2 protein-coding genes (1 of these 2 cut by a window edge) are annotated in these 22,831 nt (G+C 73.9%); both read left to right on the top strand.

Annotated features, from left to right (window positions below; translation table 11 throughout):
* Positions 1-14,797, top strand: the 3' portion of a protein-coding gene (locus tag ACIRQP_RS19955) for a type I polyketide synthase (RefSeq protein WP_403891591.1). The gene continues 13,805 nt to the left of window position 1, outside the view; the window shows 14,797 of its 28,602 coding nt (coding positions 13,806-28,602); the start codon falls outside the window, past its left edge; it ends in the stop codon at positions 14,795-14,797.
* A gap of 22 nt (positions 14,798-14,819) precedes the next feature.
* Positions 14,820-22,831 (top strand): SDR family NAD(P)-dependent oxidoreductase (locus tag ACIRQP_RS19960; RefSeq protein WP_403891594.1); only part of this gene is annotated, 8,012 nt, incomplete at its 3' end.

The following is a 22,831-nucleotide window of genomic DNA, read 5'->3' on the forward strand; positions in this document are numbered from 1 at the left end:
GCTGTACTCACTGGCCGAGACCACCATGGACGCCTTCTCCCGCGTCCTGCACGCGAAGGTGACCGGCGCCCAGGTCCTGGACGAACTCCTCGACAACGACGACCTGGACGACCTGATCCTCTACTCGTCCACCGCCGGCATGTGGGGCAGCGGAGCGCACGCCGCCTATGTGGCGGGCAACGCCTATCTCGCCGCGCTCGCCGCCCACCGGCGCGCCCGCGGTCTGCGCGCCACCTCCCTGTCCTGGGGCATCTGGGCCGACGACATCAAGGCCGGCCGCGTCGACCCGAAGATGATCCGCCGCAGCGGTCTGGAGTTCATGGACCCGCAGCTGGCGCTGACCGGACTGAAGCGGGCCCTGGACGACGACGAGACCGTCGTCGCCGTCGCCGACGTCGACTGGGAGACGTACTACCCCGTCTACACCTCCGGCCGCCCCACGGCCCTCTTCACCGAGATCCCCGAGGTCCGCGCCCTCACCGAGGCCGCGGAACAGACCACCGGCACCGTCGTGGAGGGCGAGTTCACCGCCCGGCTGCGCGCGCTGTCCGCCGCCGAGCAGGAGCGGCTGGTGCTGGAGGTCGTCCGTACCGAAGCCATGGCCGTCCTGGGCCTCTCGTCCCCCGACGCCCTGCCCGACCAACGGGCCTTCCGTGACGTCGGCTTCGACTCGCTCACCGCTGTCGGACTGCGCAACCGACTCGCGTCCGTCATGGGGCTGACGCTGCCGACGACCATGGTCTTCGACTACCCGAGCCCCGCCGCGCTCGCCGGCTTCCTCCGCTCCGAACTGGCCGGCGCGCGGAGCGCCACCGGCACGGCCGCGCTCCCCGCGTCCCTCTCCGCCGACGACGACCCGATCGCCATCGTCGGCATGAGCTGCCGCTACCCCGGCGGGGTCACCTCGCCCGAGGAGCTGTGGAAGCTCGTCCTGAACGGTACGGACGCCATCTCCGGCTTCCCCGCCGACCGCGGCTGGGACGCCGAGGGGCTCTACGACCCCGACCCGGACCGCTCCGGGCGGACCTACTCCGTCCAGGGCGGATTCCTGCGGGACGTCGCCGAGTTCGACCCCGGCTTCTTCGGCATCTCGCCGCGTGAGGCCATGTCGATGGACCCGCAGCAGCGCCTGCTGCTGGAGACGGCCTGGGAGGCCTTCGAGCACGCCGGGATCGACATCGTCGCCCAGCGCTCCAGCCTCACCGGCACCTTCATCGGCGCCAGCTACCAGGACTACGCCTCCAGCGTGGTCAACTCCGCCGAGGGCTCGGAAGGCCACATGATCACCGGCACGCTCTCCAGCGTGCTGTCGGGCCGGGTCTCCTACCTCTTCGGCTTCGAGGGACCGGCCGTCACCCTCGACACCGCCTGCTCCTCCTCGCTGGTCGCACTGCATCTGGCCTGCCAGTCGCTGCGCAACGGCGAGAGCTCCCTCGCGCTCGCGGGCGGCGTCAGCATCATGTCCACCCCCAGCGCCTTCGTCGGCTTCAGCCGGCAGCGGGCCCTCGCGGTCGACGGCCGCTGCAAGGCGTACGCCGAGGCCGCCGACGGCATGACGCTCGCCGAGGGCGTCGGGCTGGTCCTGCTGGAGCGCCTCTCCGACGCCCGGCGTAACGGCCACACCGTGCTGGCGGTCGTACGCGGCTCCGCCGTCAACCAGGACGGCGCCTCCAACGGACTCACCGCCCCCAACGGCCCCTCGCAGCAGCGGGTCATCCGCCAGGCCCTGGCCAACGCCGGACTCGAATCCCGCGAAGTCGACGTCATCGAGGGCCACGGCACCGGCACCGCGCTGGGCGACCCCATCGAGGCACAGGCCCTGCTCACCACCTACGGCCAGGACCGGGAGACCGAACGACCCCTGCTCCTCGGCTCGGTGAAGAGCAACATCGGCCACACCCAGATGGCCTCCGGCGTCGCCAGCGTGATCAAGATGGTGCACGCACTCCAGCAGGGCATCGTGCCGAAGACCCTGCACATCGACACCCCGTCCTCGCACGTGGACTGGTCCTCCGGCGCCATCGGTCTGCTGACCGAGCAGACCGACTGGCCCGAGACCGGCCGCCCGCGCCGCGGCGCCGTCTCCTCCTTCGGACTCAGCGGCACCAACGTGCACACCATCCTCGAACAGGCCCCCGCCGAGGAGCCCGCCGGGGAACCGGCACCCGACAGCGAGCCCCGCCCCGGCACCCTGCCGCTGGTGGTCTCCGCCAGGAGCGAGGCCGCGCTGCGCGCCCAGGCGGGCCGGCTGCTCTCGCTGGTGGAGGAGCGCCCGGACGCGCGCCTCACCGACCTCGCCTTCTCCCTGGCCACCTCCCGGGCCGGTCTGGAGCGCCGCGCCGCCGTGGTGGCGGGGGAGCGCGACGAAGTGCTGCGGGGCCTGCTGGCCCTGCGCGACGGACTGCCGGGCCCCGGGGTCGTCCAGGGCGGTACGGGTCGCGGCCGTACGGCGTTCCTCTTCACCGGCCAGGGCAGCCAGCGCCCCGGCATGGGCCGGGAACTGTACGAGCGGTTCCCCGTCTTCGCCGACGCGCTCGACGCCGTACTGGCGCGGGTGGACGGTGCGCTGGACCGGCCGCTGCGCGAGATCCTCTTCTCCGCCGAGGACTCGCCGGAGGCGCCCCTGCTCGACCGGACCGAGTACGCGCAGCCCGCCCTCTTCGCCATCGAGGTCGCGCTGTTCCGGCTCGCCACGTCCTGGGGCATCACGCCGGACTATCTCGCCGGGCACTCCATCGGCGAACTCGCCGCGGCGCACGTCGCCGGGGTGTTCTCCCTGGAGGACGCGTGCGCCCTGGTGGTGGCGCGCGGCCGGCTGATGCAGGCGCTGCCCGAGGGCGGCGCGATGATCTCCCTCCAGGCCGCCGAGGACGAGGTCCTGCCGCTGCTCGCCGGACGCGAGGACCAGGTGTCCATCGCCGCCGTCAACGGCCCGGCGTCGCTCGTCGTCGCGGGCGCCGAGGAGGCCGTCCTCGACATCGCCGCGACGATCGGGGCCGACGGGCGCAAGACCAGGCGACTGCGGGTGAGCCATGCCTTCCACTCGCCGCTCATGGACGCCATGCTCGACGACTTCGCCCGGGTCGCGCGGGGCATCACGTACCACCCGCCGGTGATCCCCCTCGTCTCCAACGTCACCGGTTCGCTCGCCACCGACGACCAGGTGAGCACCCCGGAGTACTGGGTCACGCACGTGCGGCAGGCCGTCCGCTTCGCCGACGGGATCAACTGGCTCTCGGCACAGGGCGGGGTCCGTACCTTCCTGGAGACCGGCCCCGACGGCGTGCTCTGCGGCATGGCCAGGGAGAGCCTCACCGACGCCCCGCGCACCGGACTGCTGCCTCTGCTGAGGGCCGGCCGGCCCGAGGAGCAGGCGGTCGTCACCGCGCTGGCCGGGGCGTACGCCCACGGCGTGGACGTCGACTGGTCCGCGTACTTCGCGGACACCGGCGCACACCGGATCGAACTGCCGACCTACGCCTTCCAGCGCGAGCGGTACTGGCCCGACACCCTCGCCGTCACGGCCCCGCCGGCGAGCGCGGGCAGCGCGGCGGACGCAGAGTTCTGGTCGGCCGTGGAGCGCGACGACATCAGCTCGCTCGCCACCTCGCTCGGTCTGGACGACGCGACCGTCACCGCGATGGTCCCGGCGCTCACCGCCTGGCGCCGCCGCCGCGACGAGCAGTCCGAGGTGGACGCCTGGCGCTACCGGGTCAGCTGGAAGCCGCAGACCGGATCCACCGCGCCGACCGCGCTGACCGGCCGCTGGCTCGTCCTCACGCCGTCCCGTACGGAGGACCCCGAGTGGTCCGCCGAGGTCGTCCGCGCCCTCGCCACCCGGACCGTCCTGTGCGAGGTCACCGCCGCCGACCGGAACGCGCTCGCCGCACGGCTGGCCGGACTCCACGCCGAACACGGGGAGTTCGCCGGAGTCCTGTCGCTGCTCGGCCTCGCCGGCTGCCAGAGCGCCGCACGCACCGGCGTACCGGACTCCCTCCTCCTCACCACCGTCGCCGTACAGGCGCTCGGCGACGCCGGGATCGGCGCGCCGCTGTGGACCGTCACCCGCGGCGCGGTCTCCGTGGGCCGCTCCGAGCCGGTGGTCGGACTCGACCAGGCCGCCGTATGGGGCCTCGGCCGTGTCATCGCGCTCGAACAGCCCGACCGCTGGGGCGGCTGCGTCGACCTGCCCGAGCAGCTCGACACGCACACCGCGCGCAGGCTGCGCGGCGTCCTGGCCGGGACCGTCGGCGAGAGCGAGTCGGCCGTACGCGCCTCCGGCGTCTTCGTACGCCGGCTCGCCCACAGCCCCGCCGCGCGGAGCGACGGGCGCCCCTTCGACCCGTCCGGCACCACCCTGATCACCGGCGGCACCGGCGGCCTCGGCGGACATGTCGCCCGAGGTCTCGCCCGCGCCGGCGCCGAACACCTGCTGCTCGTCAGCAGGCGCGGCGAGAACACCCCCGGCGCGGACGCGCTGCGCACCGAACTGACCGGACTCGGCGCCCGGGTCACCATCGCGGCCTGCGATGTCGCCGACCGCGAGGCGCTGGCCGCCCTGCTCGGCTCCGTCCCCGAGGACACCCCGCTCAGCGCGGTCGTCCACACGGCCGGTGTCGTGGAGGACAGCGTGGTGGACGCGCTGACCCAGGACAGCTTCAGGACCGTCCTGGACGCGAAGGTCGCCTCCGCGCGTCATCTGCACGAACTGACCGCCGGGCTGCCGCTGTCCGCGTTCGTCCTCTTCTCCTCCACGGCGGGCGTCTTCGGCGCCGCCGGACAGGGCAACTACGCCGCTGCCAACGCCTACTTGGACGCCCTCGCCGAATACCGGCGGGCGCACGGACAGACCGCGCTCTCGGTCGCCTGGGGCCCCTGGGCCGGATCCGGCATGGTCGCCGACGCGGCCGAGATCGAGACCCGCGTACGGCGCGGCGGATTCGAGCCGCTCGCCCCGGAACCCGCCGTCCGCGCCCTGCTCCGGGCGATCGAGCAGGACGACGCCGTCCTCGCGCTCGCCGACATCGACTGGACCCGCTTCCTCCGCGCCTTCGCCGCGACCCGCCCCCTGCCGCTCGTCGGCGACCTGCCCGAGGTACGGCAGTCCGCCACCGCCCCGTCCGGCGCCACCGGAGGGGAGCCGGAGCTGCGGCAGCGGCTCGCGGAACTCCCCGCGGCGGAGCGCGGCGGATACGTACTGGACCTGCTGCGCGGCCAAGTGGCCGCCGTACTCGGCCACTCCGACGCGGGCGCCATCGAGGACGACCGGGCCTTCCGCGACCTCGGCTTCGACTCACTGACCACACTCGAACTGCGCAACGGGCTCGCCGCCGCCACCGGGCTCAGCCTCCCCGTCTCCCTCGTTTACGACCAGCCGACCCCGCGCGAGATGGCCGCGTTCCTGCTCGCCGAACTCCTCGGCTCGCTGCCGGGACCGGCCGCCGCCGCACCCGTGGCAGCGGGACGCCCGCTCGACGACGACCCGATCGCCGTCGTCGGCATCAGCTGCCGCTTCCCCGGCGGGGTCTCCTCGCCGGAGGAGCTGTGGCAGCTGCTCGACGAGGGCAGGGACGGCATCACCCGCTTCCCGGACGACCGGGGCTGGGACATCGAGGCCCTCGGCGCGGGCGCCTCCGACACCCTCGAAGGCGGATTCCTCACCGGGGTCGCCGACTTCGACGCCCGCTTCTTCGGCATCTCGCCGCGTGAGGCACTGGCGATGGACCCGCAGCAGCGCCTGCTGCTCGAAGCGACCTGGGAGGCGCTGGAGCGCGCCGGGATCGATCCGTCCGCTCTGCGCGGCTCCACCACCGGCGTCTTCGTCGGCACCAATGGCCAGGACTACCCCAACCTGCTGCGCCGGTCCGTCTCCGACGTCCAGGGGTATGTGGCCACCGGCAACACCGCCAGCGTCATGTCCGGCCGCCTCTCCTACGCCCTCGGCCTGGAGGGCCCGGCGGTCACCATCGACACCGCCTGCTCCTCCTCGCTGGTCGCGCTGCACTGGGCCGGCAAGGCACTGAGCGCCGGTGAATGCTCGCTGGTGATCGCGGGCGGCGTCTCCGTGATGTCGAGCCCCGACTCCTTCGTCGAGTTCTCCACCCAGGGCGGACTGGCCCCCGACGGCCGCTGCAAGGCGTTCTCCGACTCCGCCGACGGCACCGCCTGGTCCGAGGGCGTCGGCATCCTGGTTCTGGAACGGCTCTCCGACGCGGTACGCAACGGACACGAGGTCCGCGGCATCATCCGCTCCACCGCCGTCAACCAGGACGGCGCCTCCAACGGACTCACCGCCCCCAACGGCCCCTCGCAGCAGCGGGTCATCCGGCAGGCGCTCGCCGACGCCGGACTGACCCCCGCCGACATCGACGCCGTCGAGGCCCATGGCACCGGCACCACCCTGGGCGACCCGATCGAGGCCCAGGCCCTGCTCACCACCTACGGCCGGGACCGGGAGCGTCCACTGCTCCTCGGTACCGTCAAGTCCAACATCGGCCACACCCAGGCCGCCGCCGGCGTCGCGGGCGTCATCAAGATGCTGCTGGCGATGCGGCACGGCACCCTGCCCAAGTCGCTGCACATCGGCACCCCCTCGGCGCATGTGGACTGGACGGCGGGCGACGTACGGCTGCTCACCGAGCCGGAGGCGTGGCCGGAGACCGGCCGCCCGCGCCGCGCCGGAGTCTCGGCGTTCGGCGTCAGCGGTACGAACGCGCATGTCATCGTCGAGCAGGCACCGGCCGTCGAGGCACCGGCGGCGGAGACCGCCGAGCCCGTCGCCACCCCGGCCGTCGTGCCGTGGATCGTCTCCGGCAGGACCCGCGAGGCGCTCCAGGCCCAGATCGACCGGGTCACCTCCTTCGCCGCGGCGCACAGCGGCCTGTCCGCGCTGGACATCGGCCGCTCGCTCGCCACGGACCGTACGGTCTTCCCGCACCGCGCGGTGCTGCTGACCGGCGCCGACGGTGTACGGGAGAGCGGGCGCGGCGTCGCGAGCCGCGCCCCCGGCAGGACCGCGTTCCTCTTCTCCGGCCAGGGCAGCCAGCGCGGCGCCATGGGCCGTGAGCTGTACGAGCGGTTCCCGGTCTTCGCCGAAGCCCTGGACGCGGTCCTCGCCCATCTGGACACGGAGCTCGAATTCCCGCTCAGGGAAGTGCTGTTCGCCGACCCGGGCACCTTCGAGGCGGAGCTGCTCGACGAGACGGGCTGGACCCAGCCCGCGCTGTTCGCGATCGAGGTCGCGCTGTTCCGGCTGGCCGAGTCCTGGGGCCTCACCCCGGACTTCGTGGCCGGGCACTCCATCGGTGAGATCGCCGCCGCGCATGTGGCGGGGGTGTTCTCCCTGGCGGACGCCTGCCGGCTGGTCGCGGCCCGCGCCTCGCTCATGCAGGCGCTCCCGCAGGGCGGCGCGATGGTCGCCCTCCAGGCCACCGAGGACGAAGTCGCCCCGCTGCTGGACGGCGATGTCTCCATCGCGGCCGTCAACGGCCCCCGCGCGCTGGTCATCGCGGGCACGGAGGACGCCGTCCTGGAGGTCGCCGAACTGTTCGCCTCCGACGGCCGCCGCACCACGCGGCTGCGGGTCTCGCACGCCTTCCACTCGCCGCTGATGGACCCGATGCTCGCGGACTTCGCCCGGGTCACCGAGGCACTCACCTACGAGGAGCCCCGTATCCCGGTGGTCTCCAACCTGACCGGCGTCCTGGCGGCGGCGGACGAACTGTGCTCGCCCGCCTACTGGGTGCGGCACGTACGCGAAGCCGTTCGGTTCGCCGACGGCGTGCGCACCCTGCGCGACGCCGGGGTCGGGACGTTCGTGGAACTGGGCCCCGACGGTGCGTTCGCCGCGATGGCGCAGCAGAGCCTGGACGGTGTCGAGCCCGCACCCGTGGTGGTGCCGCTCCTGCGCAAGGACCAGGGCGAGGAGGCGGCCGTGGTCGCCGCGCTGGCCGCGCTGCACACGCATGGCACGGGACCGCGCTGGGCCGCGTTCTTCGAGGGCCTGCGCGCGCGCCGGGTCGAGCTGCCGACCTACGCCTTCCAGCGCGAGCGGTACTGGCCCGAGCCCGCCGCACCCGCCGCCGGTGCGTCCGACCCGGTGGACGCCGAGTTCTGGTCGGCGGTGGAGCGCGAGGACCTGGAGTCGCTGGCCGCCTCGCTTGACCTGGACGGCGACACCGTCACCACGATGGTGCCCGCGCTCTCCGCCTGGCGCCGCCGCCGGGGCGAGCGGTCCGCGGGCGCCAACTGGCGCTACCACGAGACCTGGACACCGCTTGCCGCGCGGGCCGCGACCGCGCCGTCCGGCGACTGGCTGGTGATCGTGGCGGCCGGCGCCGACTCGCCGTGGCTCTCCGCCGCCGTCGAGGCGCTGCGTACGGGCACGGCACGGCTGGACACGGTCGCGGTCGACCCCGCCGACCCCAGCGGACTGGTGGGAGCGCTGGCCATGGCGCGCGCGGACCGGGACGGAGCCCCCCGCACCGGCGTCGTCTCGCTGCTCGCCACGGGCGCCACGGGCGCCCTGGACCTGCCGGCGGACGCGGCCTGGCCCGACACGCTGCTGACCGCGCTGGACGCGGCGGGGATCGACGCGCCGCTGTGGTGCGTCACCCGCGGCGCCGTCTCCGTGGCTCCCTCCGAGCCGCCGCTCAGCGCCGGACAGGCCGCCGTATGGGGCCGGGGCCGGGTCACCGCCCTGGAGCACCCCGACCGCTGGGGCGGCCTGATCGATCTCCCCGAAACGATCGACGACCGCACGGGCGCCGCCTTCGCGGCCGTCCTGACGGACCGTCAAGGCGGCGACGGGGAGGACCAGATCGCGGTCCGCACCGGCGCGACCCTCGGCCGCAGGCTGGTCCGTACGACCACCACACCGGCCAACCCGTCCGGCGCCTCCTGGCGGCCCACCGGCACCGTGCTCATCACCGGCGGTACGGGAACGATGGGCGGCCGGGCCGCCCGCCGGCTGGCCCGCGAGGGCGCCGGGCACCTCGTACTGACCGGCCGTCACGCCTCCGACCTCGCCGGATCCGACGCGCTCGAAGCCGAACTGAAGCGGCTCGGCGCCACCGTCACCTTCGCCGTCTGCGACCTCGCCGACCACGACGCGCTGACCGCGCTGCTCGCCGCGCTCCCCGAGGAGGCGCCGCTGACCGCGGTGATCCACGCGGAGGAGGCCACCGGCACCGCCGGCTCCCCGTCCGCGGGCCTCGCCGCCGCGCTGGCCGGAGCCGTCCGGCTCGACACCGTCCTCGGCGACCGGCCGCTCGACGCGTTCGTCCTCTTCGGCACGATCGCCGGGGTCTGGGGCGTCCGGGGCCAGGCGGACGAGGCGGCGCTCGGCGCGTATCTCGACGCCTTCGCCCGGCAGCGCCGCGCCCGGGGAGCCACCGCGCTCTCCGTCTCCTGGAGCGCCTGGTCGGACGTGGTCGACACCACCATGGCCGCGCATCTGCGGATGAACGGACTGCCCGTACTGGACGCCGACGCGGCGCTCGCCGCGCTCGGCAGGGCCGTCGCCGACGACGAGGCCGCCGTGACCGTGGCCGACGTGCGCTGGGAGACCTTCGCACCGGCCTTCACCGAAGCACGCCGCGGCGCCCTGCTCGTGGACCTGCCCGAAGCACGCGAGGCCATCGACGCGGCCGAACGCGACCGCGGCGACGAGCGCTCGGCGGCCGGCGGCTACCGGCGGCGGCTGCTGGAACTGCCCGAGGCGGAGCGCGCCGACGCCCTGCTCACCCTCGTCACCGACAAGGTCGCCGCGGTCCTCGGACACCCGGACACCGCGGTGGTCGAGTCCGATCTGCCCTTCCGCGACCTCGGGTTCGACTCGCTGACCGCCGTCGATCTGCGCAACCAGCTCACGGCGAGCACCGGCGTCACCCTGCCCGCCACCCTGGTCTTCGACCACCCGACCCCGGCCGAACTCGCGGAGTATCTGCGCGGCCTGCTGCTCGGCGAACTGCCGGACGCCGCGGCCCCCGTGGCGGCCTCGGCCCGGTCCGGCGACGACCCCGTCGTCATCGTCGGCATGGCCTGCCGCTACCCGGGGGGAGTCGGCTCGCCCGAGGAGCTGTGGCAGCTCGTCATGGACGAGACCGATGCCGTGGGGGAGTTCCCCACCGACCGCGGCTGGGACCTCGACACCCTGCTCGGCGGCCCGCCGGAGGGCGGACGCGGACGCAGCACCACCGGAAACGGCGGCTTTCTCCACGACGCCGCCGACTTCGACCCCGGAGTCTTCGGCATCTCGCCGCGCGAGGCCATCGTGATGGACCCGCAGCAGCGCATCGTGCTCGAAGCGGCCTGGGAGGCGCTGGAGCGGGCGGGCATCGACGCGGCGACCCTGCGGGGCAGCACCACCGGCGTCTACGTCGGCGGCGGCAGCGGCGACTACCGGCCGCCGGCCGAGGCGGGCCAGTGGGAGACGGCCCAGTCGGCGAGCCTTCTGTCCGGCCGCCTCGCGTACTCCTTCGGCCTCCAGGGGCCGACGGTCTCCGTGGACACCGCCTGCTCCTCGTCGCTGGTCGCGCTCCATCTGGCGGCCCAGGCACTGCGCTCGGGCGAGTGCTCCCTCGCGCTGGCCGGCGGTGTGACCGTGATGGCCACCCCGGCGGGCTTCGTCGAATTCAGCGCCCAGGGCGCGCTGTCGCCCGACGGCCGCTGCAAGGCGTTCTCCGAGGACGCGGACGGCACCGGCTGGTCCGAGGGCGTGGGCATGCTCGTCGTCGAGCGGCTCTCCGACGCCCGGCGAAACGGCCACCACATCCTGGCCGTCCTGCGCGGCTCCGCGATCAACCAGGACGGCGCCTCCAACGGACTGACCGCGCCCAGCGGACCCGCCCAGCAGCGGGTGATCCGGCAGGCGCTCGCCAACTCCGCCCTGACCGCCGCCGAGGTGGACGCCATCGAGGCCCACGGCACCGGCACCAAGCTCGGCGACCCGATCGAGGCGCAGGCGCTGCTGGCGACCTACGGCCAGGACCGCGACCCGGAGCGCCCGGTGCTGCTCGGTTCGCTGAAGTCCAACATCGGTCACACTCAGGCCGCCTCCGGTGTCGCGGGCGTGATCAAGATGGTGATGGCGATGCGGCACGGCACCCTGCCGAGGTCGCTCTACGCCGAGACTCCGACCTCGCACGTGGACTGGACGGCGGGCGCCGCCCAGCTGCTCACCGAGCAGGTCGCCTGGCCCGAGTCGGGCCGCCCGCGCCGCGCCGGAGTCTCCTCGTTCGGTGCCAGTGGTACGAACGCCCACGTCATCCTGGAGCAGGCGCCCGCCGCCGCCCCGGCATCCACCGCGCCCGCGGCGCCCATTCGCGAGGCGGAGACGCTGCCGGTCCTGCTCTCCGGGAAGTCCGGGAACGCGCTGCGGGCCCAGGCCCGGGGGCTGCTCGCCCATGTCACGGCGCGGCCCGACGCCCCGCTGACCGACCTGGCGTTCTCGCTCGCGACGACCCGCGTGGTCTTCGAGCACCGGGCCGCCCTGACCGTCACCGGCCGGGACGGTCTGCTCGCGGGACTCGCTGCCCTGGCCGAGGGCGGTACCGCCTCGGACCTGGTCGAGCACCACATGGAGCGGGTCGGAAAGCGCGCGTTCCTCTTCTCGGGCCAGGGCTCGCAGCGGATCGGCATGGGCCGCGAACTGTACGAGGCCTTCCCGGTGTTCGCGGAGGCGCTCGATACCGTACTGACCGCGCTGGAGGCCCGGCTGGGGTGTTCGCTGCGTGAGGTGATGTGGGGCGAGGACGCGGACGCGCTGAACGAGACGGGCCGCGCCCAGCCCGCGCTGTTCGCCATCGAGGTGGCGCTCTTCCGGCTGGTGGAGTCCTGGGACCTGAGGCCGGACTTCGTGGCCGGCCACTCGATCGGTGAGATCGCCGCGGCCCATGTGGCGGGGGTGTTCTCGCTGGAGGACGCGGCCCGGCTGGTGGTCGCGCGGGCCCGGCTGATGCAGGCCCTGCCGTCCGGTGGCGCGATGGTCGCCGTCCAGGCCACCGAGGAGGAGGTCCTGCCGCTGCTGTCGGAGCGGGTCTCCGTGGCGGCGGTCAACGGCCCGACGTCGCTGGTGATCTCCGGTGACGAGAACACGGTCCTGGAGGTCGCGGCCCGACTGGAGGCCCAGGGCCGCAAGACGAACAGGCTGCGCGTCTCGCACGCCTTCCACTCGCCGCTGATGGACCCGATGCTGGACGAGTTCCGCGCCGTCGTCGCAGGGCTGTCGCTCCGGGCGCCCCGTATCCCGGTGGTGTCCAACCTGACCGGCGCCCGCGCCACGGCCGACGAACTGGGCTCGCCGGAGTACTGGGTACGCCACGTCCGCGAGGCCGTCCGCTTCGCCGACGGCGTACGGACCATGACGGAGCGCGGCGTGACCACGTTCCTGGAGCTGGGGCCGGACGGGATCCTCTCCGCGCTGGCCCAGGAGACGGCGCCGCGCGGCGCCGTGGCCGTACCGGTCCTGCGCAAGGGCAGGGGCGAGGAGACCACGCTCGTCACCGCGTTGGCCCGGCTGCATGTCCATGGGGTGAGCCCCCGGTGGTCCGCGTTCTTCGCGGGCACCGGAGCCCAGTGGCTGGACCTGCCCACGTACGCTTTCCAGCGCGGCCGGTTCTGGCCGGACGTCATGCCCGGCGCCACCGCCACCGGCGGCGCCGCGCAGCAGACGGAGGCCACCGACCGTGCGTTCTGGGACGCCGTGGAACAGCAGGACTTCGCCTCGCTGGAGTCCACCCTGGACGTCGAGGGCGACGCCCTGTCGAAGGTGCTGCCCGCCCTGCTGGACTGGCGCAGGCAGCGGAACGACGAATCGGTCGTCGAAGGCTGGCGCCACCGGATCGTCTGGAAGGCACTGGCCGGCGCGTCCCTCGCCCACCGCAAGCCGCTGACGGGCACCTGGCTCGCGGTGGTCCCCGCCGAACTGACCGGGGACGCCTGGGTGTCCGACGCGCTCGCCGCGCTCGGCACCAAGGTCGTACGGCTGGCGGCGGGCAGCCCCGACCGGGCCGGACTGGCCGGGGAACTGCGCGACCTCGCCCGGAGCACGCACGCCGGGGACGGCACGCGCTTCGCCGGTGTCCTCTCGCTCCTGGCGCTGCGCGAGACCCTCGCGGGCAGCGTGCCCGAGGGGGCCGCCCTCACCGCCGTACTGCTCCAGGCACTCGGCGACGCGGGGATCGACGCGCCACTGTGGTGCGCCACCCGGGGCGCCGTGTCCGTGAACCGCGCGGACGGCGCGCACCGCCCGCTCCAGGCCGCCGTATGGGGCCTCGGCCGGGTAGCCGCGCTGGAGTACCCGGAGCGCTGGGGCGGTCTGATCGACCTCCCCGAGACGCTGGACGAGCGCGCCGCCGCGGGCTTCGCGGGGGTGCTGGCGGGCCTCGACGGCGAGGACCAGGTGGCGGTACGCACCTCCGCGGTCCTCGCCCGGCGCCTGGTACGGGCGCCCGGCAAGCGGTCCGGCCGCGCGTGGGACCCGGACGGTACCGTGCTGATCACCGGCGGCACCGGCGCCCTCGGCGACCATGTCGCCCGCCGGCTCGCCAAGGACGGCGTCCAGCACCTGGTGCTGCTCAGCCGAAGCGGCCCCGAGGCACCGGGCGCCGACGCCCTGCGCGCCGAACTCGACGGCCTCGGCACGGCCGTCACGATCGCGGCCTGCGATGTCGCCGACCGCGCCCAACTGGCCGCCGTACTGGCCCGCATCCCGGCGGAGCACCCGCTCACCGGTGTGGTCCACGCGTCCGGCGTCCTGGACGACGGTGTGCTCGACCGGCTCACCCCGGAGCGGTTCGAGGCGGTCTTCCGCTCGAAGGTCACCCCGGCCCTCCTGCTCGACGGACTGACCCGTGAGCTGGACCTCGCGGCGTTCGTACTCTTCTCCTCCGCCTCCGCGGCCGTGGGCAACCTCGGCCAGGCCAACTACGCCGCCGCCAACGCGATCCTGGACGCCCTGGCCGAACGGCGCCGGGCCGAGGACCTGCCGGCGACCTCCATCGCCTGGGGTGCCTGGGGCGGCGGCGGAATGGCCGGCGGCGCCGGGGCCGACGAGGCCGCCAAGCGCGCCGGAATCGGCGCCATGGACCCGGAGCTGGCCTGCGAGGCGCTGCTCCGGCTGGTCATGGAGCCCGAGCCGACGGCGGTCGTCGCCGAAGTCGCCCTGGACCGCTTCGTCGGAGCCTTCGGCGCGGCCAGGCCGAGCGCGCTGCTCCGCGAATTCCCCGGCTACGGCGAGATGGTGGCCGCCACGGCGGCGGCGCCCGGCAGCGTCGCGGCCGAGGGCGGTCTGCGGGACCGGCTCGCGGGTCTGCCGGCGAACCGGCGGCTGGAGACGGTCGTGGACCTCGTCCGGACCCGGGCCGCGCAGGTGCTCGGCTACCCGGACACGGACGCCGTCGGCGCCGAACGGTCCTTCCGGGACCTCGGGGTGGACTCGCTCGGAGCCATCGAGCTGCGCAACCAGCTCAACACGGCCACCGGCCTCAGCCTCTCCGCGACGCTCGTCTTCGACCACCCCACGCCCACGGCCCTCGCCGAGTACGTACTCGGCGAGCTGATCCCCGACGACGCGGACGCGGCCGGGGCCGACGGCGAGGAGGCGGAGATCCGGGCCCTGCTGGCGTCCGTACCGCTCGCGCGGTTGCGGGACATCGGCGTGCTGGAACCGCTTCTCCAACTGGCGGGACGGGGCGAGACCACCCCGGCGCAGGACGAGGAAACCGACGAGTCCATCGACTCGATGGCAGTGGCAGACCTGGTGCGGGCCGCGCTCAACGGCCAGTCCGACCTGTAGCGCGAGAGTGATGGAGCAGACCATGAACGCCCCGACCGACAAAGCCCCCGACGCCAACGTCGTGGAAGCGCTGCGCGCCGCGATGAAGGAGGCGGAGCGGCTGCGGCGGCAGAACAGAATGTTCGTCGCCGCCGCCAAGGAACCCATCGCCATCGTGGGAATGAGCTGCCGGTTCCCCGGCGGGGCGCATTCCCCGGAAGGACTCTGGGATCTCGTCGCCTCCGGCACCGACGCCATCTCCGGATTCCCCGCCGACCGGGGCTGGGACCTGGACGCGCTGCGCGACAGCACCACCGACGAGCGCGACACCTCCGTCAGCCAGCAGGGCGGATTCCTCAGCACCGTCGCCGACTTCGACCCGGGCTTCTTCGGGATCTCGCCCCGCGAGGCCGTCACCATGGACCCCCAGCAGCGGCTGCTGCTGGAGACCGCCTGGGAGGCCATCGAGCGGTCCGGGATCGACGCCACCCGGCTGCGCGGGACCCGTACCGGCGCGTTCATCGGCACCAACGGCCAGGACTACGCCTACCTGCTGGTCAGGTCGTTGGACGACGCGACCGGCGATGTGGGCACCGGCATCGCGGCCAGCGCCGTGTCCGGCCGGCTCTCCTACACCCTCGGGCTCGAAGGCCCCGCCATCACCGTCGACACCGCCTGCTCGTCCTCCCTGGTAGCCCTCCACCTCGCCGTGCAGTCGCTGCGCAACGGCGAGTGCGGACTGGCGCTCGCCGGCGGCGTCAATGTGATGTCCACCCCCGGCTCGCTCATCGAGTTCAGCCGGCAGGGCGGACTCGCCAGGGACGGCCGCTGCAAGGCGTTCTCCGAGTCGGCCGACGGCACCGGCTGGTCCGAGGGCGCGGGCGTCCTGATGCTGGAGCGGCTGTCGGACGCGCAGCGCGAAGGGCACCCGGTCCTCGCCGTCATCAGGGGCTCCGCCGTCAACCAGGACGGTGCCTCCAACGGCTTCACCGCGCCCAACGGGCCCTCGCAGCAGCGGGTGATCCGGCAGGCCCTCGCCAACGCCGGACTCACCCCGGCCGACGTGGACGCCGTGGAGGCACACGGCACGGGCACCCCGCTGGGCGACCCCATCGAGGCGCAGAGCCTGCTCGCGAGCTACGGCCAGGACCGGGAACACCCGCTGCTGCTCGGCTCCGTCAAGTCCAACATCGGTCACACCCAGGCCGCTTCGGGTGTCGCGGGTGTCATCAAGATGGTCATGGCGATGCGGCACGGCGTGGTGCCGAAGACGCTGCACGCGGACGAGCCGTCGTCGCATGTCGACTGGTCGGCGGGCAAGGTCGAACTGCTCACCGAGGCGCGCCCCTGGCCGGACGCGGGCCGTCCGCGCCGTACGGGTGTCTCCTCGTTCGGAGTCAGCGGCACCAACGCGCATGTGATCATCGAGCAGGCGCCGAGCGCCGGGGAGACCCCCGCCCAGAAGGACGCGACCGCCCCCGCACGCCGCGCGACCGCGCTGCCGTGGGTCGTCTCGGGGCGGACCGCCGAGGCGCTGCGCGACCAGGCCGCCGCGCTGCTGAACAGGCTGGAGGCCGAGCCCGGCACACGCGCTCTGGACACCGCGCTCTCCCTCGCGACGTCCAGGGCGAGCCTGGAACACCGCCTCGCCGTCGTCGCGGACGAGGACGGCGGGGCGGGACGCGCGGCGCTGAAGAGCTGGATCGAGAACGGCGCGGCGGCCGGCGCGGTCGAGGGAACGGTCGCGGGACGCGTGAAGAGCGCGGTGCTCTTCTCCGGCCAGGGCAGCCAGCGGCTCGGGATGGGTCGTGAACTGTACGAGCGCTTCCCGGTGTTCGCCGAGGCGCTGGACACCGTACTCGCCCATCTGGACGCCGGGCTCGACCGGCCGCTCCGCGAGGTCATCTGGGGCGACGACGCGGAGCCGCTGAACGACACCGGCTTCACCCAGCCCGCGCTGTTCGCGGTCGAGGTGGCGCTGTTCCGGCTGGTGGAGTCGTGGGGTGTGGTCCCGGACTTCGTGGCGGGGCATTCGATCGGTGAGATCGCGGCGGCGCAGGTGGCGGGGGTGTTCTCGCTGGAGGACGCCTGCACGCTCGTGCTCGCGCGGGCGCGGCTGATGCGGGCGCTGCCCTCGGGCGGCGCGATGGTCGCCGTCCAGGCCTCCGAGGACGAGGTACTGCCGCTGCTGTCCGGCGACGTGTCCATCGCCGCCGTCAACGGTCCCGCCTCCCTGGTGATCTCCGGTGACGAGGACGCCGTCCTCAAGGCCGCGGCGCGGTTGGGGGAGCAGGGCCGCAGGACGAGCAGGCTCCGGGTCTCGCACGCGTTCCACTCGCCGCTGATGGACCCGATGCTGGACGAGTTCCGCGCCGTCGCGCGGGGCCTCGCCTACGCCGAGCCGGTCATCCCCGTCGTCTCGAACCTGACAGGTGATCTGGCGTCGGCCGAGCAGCTGTGCTCGGCCGAGTACTGGGTACGGCATGTCCGCGAGGCGGTCCGGTTCGGCGACGGCGTACGGACGCTCGGCGAGCAGGGCGTGAGCACGTTCCTGGAGCTGGGCCCGGACGGGGTGCTGTCGGCCATGGCGCAGGAGTCCGTGCCGGACGGCGCCGTGACCGTACCGGTGCTCCGCAAGGACCGCCCCGAGGAGACCTCGGCCGTCACCGCGCTGGCGCGGCTGCATGTCCAGGGCGTGCGCGTGGACTGGCCCGCGTTCTTCGCGGGCACCGGCGCCCGGCTGGTGGATCTGCCGACCTACGTGTTCCAGCACGAGCGCTTCTGGCCGAAGACGACCTTCCGGCCGGCCGACGCGACCGGTCTCGGACTGGCCTCCGCCGACCACCCGCTGCTGGGCGCCGCCATGTCCGTGGCGGGCTCCGACGAACTCCTGCTGACCGGCACCCTCTCGCTGGCCACCCATCCGTGGCTGGCCGACCATGTCGTCAGCGGGATGGTCTTCTTCCCCGGCACCGGATTCCTCGAACTGGCGATCAGGGCCGCCGACCAGGCAGGCTGCGAGTGCGTCGAGGAACTGATGCTGGCCGCCCCGCTCATCCTGCCCCGCACCGGCGCCGTCCAGGTACAGATCTCCGTCGGCGGCGCGGACGACGAGGGCCGCCGCGAGCTGCGCTTCTACAGCCGCCCCGCCGACGCGTCCGACGACGAGTGGACCCTGCACGCCTCCGGCCGGATCGGCGGCGGCGAGCGGATCCTCGGCTTCGACGGGACCGTATGGCCGCCCAAGGGCGCGACCGTGGTGGACATCGAGGGGCTGTACGACCGTTACGCGGGCAACGGACTCGACTACGGTCCGGTCTTCCGCGGCCTGCGCGCGGTCTGGCGCCGGGGCGAGGAGATCTTCGCCGAGGTCGCCCTCGATCGGGGTGTCGGCGACGCGAACGAATTCGGCGTGCACCCGGCGCTGCTCGACTCCGTCCTGCACAGCACCGTGTTCGCCAGCGCGGACGGCGACGACCGCAGCCTGCTGCCCTTCGCCTGGAACGGGGTCTCCCTGCACGCCTCCGGGGCGTCGGCCCTGCGCGTCCGGATCACCGGCAACGGCCAGGACTCCGTCCAGCTGGCCGCCGTCGACGTCCAGGGCGAACCGGTCATCTCGGTGGACTCGCTGCTCCTGCGGGCGGCGGGCCCCCGGGCGGCCGACAGCGGACGCCGGGACGAACTGAACTCGCTCTTCCGCGTCGACTGGGTGCCCGGCACCCCGGAGAAGGTCTCCGAGGACACCGAATGGGTGGTGCTCGGCACGGACGGCCTGGGCCTGACGGCCGCCCTCGCCTCGACCGGCGCCGCCACGCTCGGCGCCCCGGCGCGTACGCTCGCCGAGCTGACCGCCCGTGACGAGGCGGCGATGCCGGGCATCGTGGTCGTACCGCTCCGGGGCGACAGCGCGCGTGGTGCCGAGTCGGCACACGAACTCGCCCACTACGCAATGACGTTGGTACAGGAGTGGCTGGCCGAGGAGCGCTTCGCGGACTCGCGGCTGGTGTTCGTCACCCGGGGCGCGGTCGAGGACGGCGCCACGGACGTCACCGATGTCGCCGCCGCCCCCGTATGGGGCCTGGTGCGCTCGGCGCAGGCCGAGAACCCCGGCCGGTTCCTGCTGGTGGACGCCGACGACGCCGCCGACTCGGCGGCCGTACTCCCCGCGCTGCCGGGGCTGGTGGCCGCCGACGAGCCGCAGGCCGTGGTCCGCGCGGGCGCGCTGCGCGTCGGCCGGCTCGCCCGCCTGGAGTCGGGTACCGGACTGGTGCCGCCGGCCGGTGTGCCCTGGCGGCTGGGCAGCCGGGCCAAGGGCAGTCTCGACGGGCTGACCCTGGCCCCGTTCCCCGAGGTTCTCGAACCGCTGACCGGCCGCGAGGTACGGATCGAGGTCCGCGCGGCCGGAGTGAACTTCCGCGATGTGCTCAACGCCCTGGGCATGTACCCGGGCGACGCGGGGCTGTTCGGCTCCGAGGCCGCCGGTGTCGTGGTCGAGACCGGGCCAGAGGCGACCGGTCTTCGGGTCGGCGACCGGGTCATGGGCATGCTCTTCGGCGGCTTCGGCACCCATGTGGTGGGCGACGAGCGCATGATGACCCCCGTACCGGACGGCTGGTCGTGGGAGACGGCGGCGTCGATGCCGCTCGTCTTCCTGACCGCGTACTACGCGCTGGTGGAGCTGGGTGGGCTGCGGCGCTGTGAGAAGGTGCTGATCCATGCCGGTGCGGGTGGTGTGGGGATGGCGGCGATTCAGGTGGCGAATCATCTGGGCGCCGAGGTGTTCGCGACGGCGAGTGAGGGTAAGTGGGATGTTCTGCGGTCGCTGGGGGTGGCCGGGGATCACCTCGCCTCGTCGCGGACGACGGACTTCGAGGCGGCGTTCGCGGGGGTCACGGGCGGCCGGGGGGTCGATGTCGTACTGAACTCGCTGGCCGGTGAGTTCGTGGACGCGTCACTGCGTTTGGTCGGTCCTGGCGGCCGGTTCCTGGAGATGGGCAAGACCGATATCCGGGAAGCCGCCGATCTGCCGGACGGTGTGGACTACCAGGCCTTCGACCTCGGCTGGGTCGGCCCCGAGGGCATCCAGCGCATGCTGGTCACCTTGGGAGAGCTGTTCGACCGGGGCGTACTGGAGCCGCTGCCGGTGCGGTCGTGGGACGTACGCCGGGCGCGCGACGCGTTCCGCTTCATGAGCATGGCCAAGCACATCGGCAAGATCGTGCTCACCCTGCCCCGGGCCTGGGACGCCGAGGGTACGGTCCTGATCACCGGTGGTACGGGCGGTCTCGGCGGCGTGCTGGCACGGCACTTGGTGGCCGAGCGCGGCGTACGGCACCTGGTGCTCACCAGCAGGCGCGGAGTGGAGGCCCCCGGAGCCGCCGAGCTGGCCGCGGAGCTGAGAACCCGGGGCGCCGAGGTGTCGGTCGCCGCCTGCGACGTGGCGGACCGGGAAGCGCTGGCGGGGCTGCTGGCGTCCGTGCCCGCCGCGCACCCGCTGACGGCCGTGGTGCACACGGCGGGTGTGCTGGACGACGGCGTCGTCGGTTCGCTGACCCCCGAACGCCTGGCCGGTGTGCTGCGTCCCAAGGTCGACGCGGCGTGGAATCTGCATGAGCTCACCCGCGATCTCGATCTGGCCGCGTTCGTGGTGTATTCGTCCACCGCCGGGGTCATGGGCAGCCCCGGACAGGCCAACTACGCGGGAGGCAACACCTTCCTCGACGCCCTGGCCGCGCACCGCCGCGCCCAGGGGCTGCCCGCGCTCTCGCTGGCCTGGGGCGCCTGGGAGCAGGGCGTGGGCATGACCAGCACGCTGGAGGACCACGACGTACGCCGGGTCAGCGGTGGCTCCGGAATGCCGCTGCTCCCGGTGGAACAGGGCCTGGCGCTGTTCGACGCCGCCACCGCGAGCGACGAGGCACTGATCGTGCCGCTCTCCATCGGCGGCGGCGCGCTCCCCTCGGCGGCCGGCGTCCCGGCCCTCCTGCGCGGACTCGTACGGACCGGCCGCCGCGCCGCGAAGAGCGGAGCCGCCGGAGTCTCCCGCGCGGGCCTCGTCGAGCGGCTGGCCGCGCTGCGCGAGAACGAGCGGCCCCGGCTGCTGACCGATCTCGTCCGCGCCGAGGCGGCGGTGGTGCTCGCGCACTCCTCGCCCGAGGCCATCGCCGTGGAACGGGAGTTCAGGCAGCTCGGCTTCGACTCCCTGACCGCCGTCGAACTCCGCAACCGGCTGGCCTCCGCCACCGGACTGACGCTGCCCGCGACCCTCATCTTCGACTACCCGACACCGGCCAGGCTCGCCGCGTATCTCCTCGACGAACTGGTCGGTGAGGACGATGCCGCGGCCGTCACCGCGCGCGAGTCGCGCGACAGCGCCGACGCCACCGACGATCCGATCGCGATCGTCGGTATGAGCTGCCGCTTCCCCGGCGGTGTGGAGTCCCCCGAAGGGCTCTGGGAGCTGGTGCTCTCCGGCGGCGACGCCATCTCCGGCTTCCCCGACGACCGGGGCTGGGAGGCCGACGCGTCCATCGGCGCCGTCGAGGGCCAGGGCGGATTCCTGCGGGACGTCGCCGACTTCGACGCCGGATTCTTCGGCATCTCGCCGCGCGAGGCCCTCGCCATGGACCCGCAGCAGCGCGTCCTGCTCGAAGTCTCCTGGGAGGCGGCGGAACGCGCGGGCATCGACCCGGCCACCCTGCGCGGCAGCCGCACCGGCGTCTTCGTCGGCGTCAGCGGCCAGGACTACGTCGGTCTCGTCATGCGGTCGAAGGACGACATGGCGGGCCACGCCACCACCGGCCTCGCGGTCAGCGTCGTCTCCGGGCGGCTGGCGTACGCGCTGGGGCTGGAAGGCCCGGCGATGTCGGTCGACACGGCCTGCTCGTCGTCCCTCGTCTCGCTGCACCTCGCCGCCCAGGCGCTGCGCGGCGGTGAGTGCTCGCTCGCCCTCGCGGGCGGCGTGACGGTGATGACCACCTCCGCGAACTTCGCCGGCTTCTCCCGGATGGGCGGACTGGCCGGCGACGGCCGGTGCAAGGCGTTCTCCGACTCCGCCGACGGCACCGGCTGGTCCGAGGGCGCGGCCGTGCTGGTCCTGGAGCGGCTGTCGGACGCGCGGCGCAACGGACACCAGGTCCTGGCGGTCGTACGGGGGAGCGCCGTCAACCAGGACGGCGCCTCGAACGGTCTGACGGCCCCCAACGGCCCCGCGCAGCAGCGGGTGATCCGGCAGGCGCTCGCCAACGCCGGGCTCTCCCCGGCCGAGGTGGACGCGGTGGAGGCGCACGGCACCGGTACGCCCCTCGGTGACCCGATCGAGGCACAGGCACTGCTGGCCACCTACGGCCAGGACCGCGACCAGGACCTGCCGCTGCTGCTGGGCTCCGTGAAGTCCAACATCGGTCACACCCAGGCCGCGGCGGGCGCCGCCGGTCTGGTGAAGATGGTGATGGCGCTGCGGCACGGGACGCTCCCGAGGACGCTGCACCTGACCGAGCCGTCAAGCCATGTCGACTGGTCGGCGGGGGCCGTGGAGCTGCTCTCCGACACCACCGTGTGGCCGGAGACCGGACGAGCCCGCCGGGCGGGCGTCTCGTCCTTCGGGATCAGCGGCACGAACGCGCATGTGGTGCTGGAGCAGGCCGACCCGGAGCGGGACACCGCCGACAGCGAGCCGCTCGCGCCCGGGATCGCCCCGCGTGCCGTGCCGTGGCTCGTCTCGGCCAGGAGCGAAGCGGCGCTGGACGGACAGATCGACCGGCTCAGGACCTACGCGCGGGAGCACCCCGAGTGCCCCGCCGTCGACGTCGGCCACTCGCTGGCGGCGGGCCGTTCGCTCTTCGAGCACCGCGCGGTACTGCTGGCGACCGACGGGGGTGTCTCGGACGTCGCCCGTGGCCTCGCCACCGAGCGGTCATCGGCGGTGCTGTTCTCGGGTCAGGGTTCGCAGCGGTTGGGGATGGGCCGTGAGTTGTACGGGCGGTTCCCGGTGTTCGCGGAGGCGCTGGACTCGGTACTCGCTGTGCTGGATGTCGAGTTGGGGCGTTCGCTGGG

The organism is Streptomyces sp. NPDC102274, assembly GCF_044766385.1.
Taxonomy (GTDB): domain Bacteria; phylum Actinomycetota; class Actinomycetes; order Streptomycetales; family Streptomycetaceae; genus Streptomyces.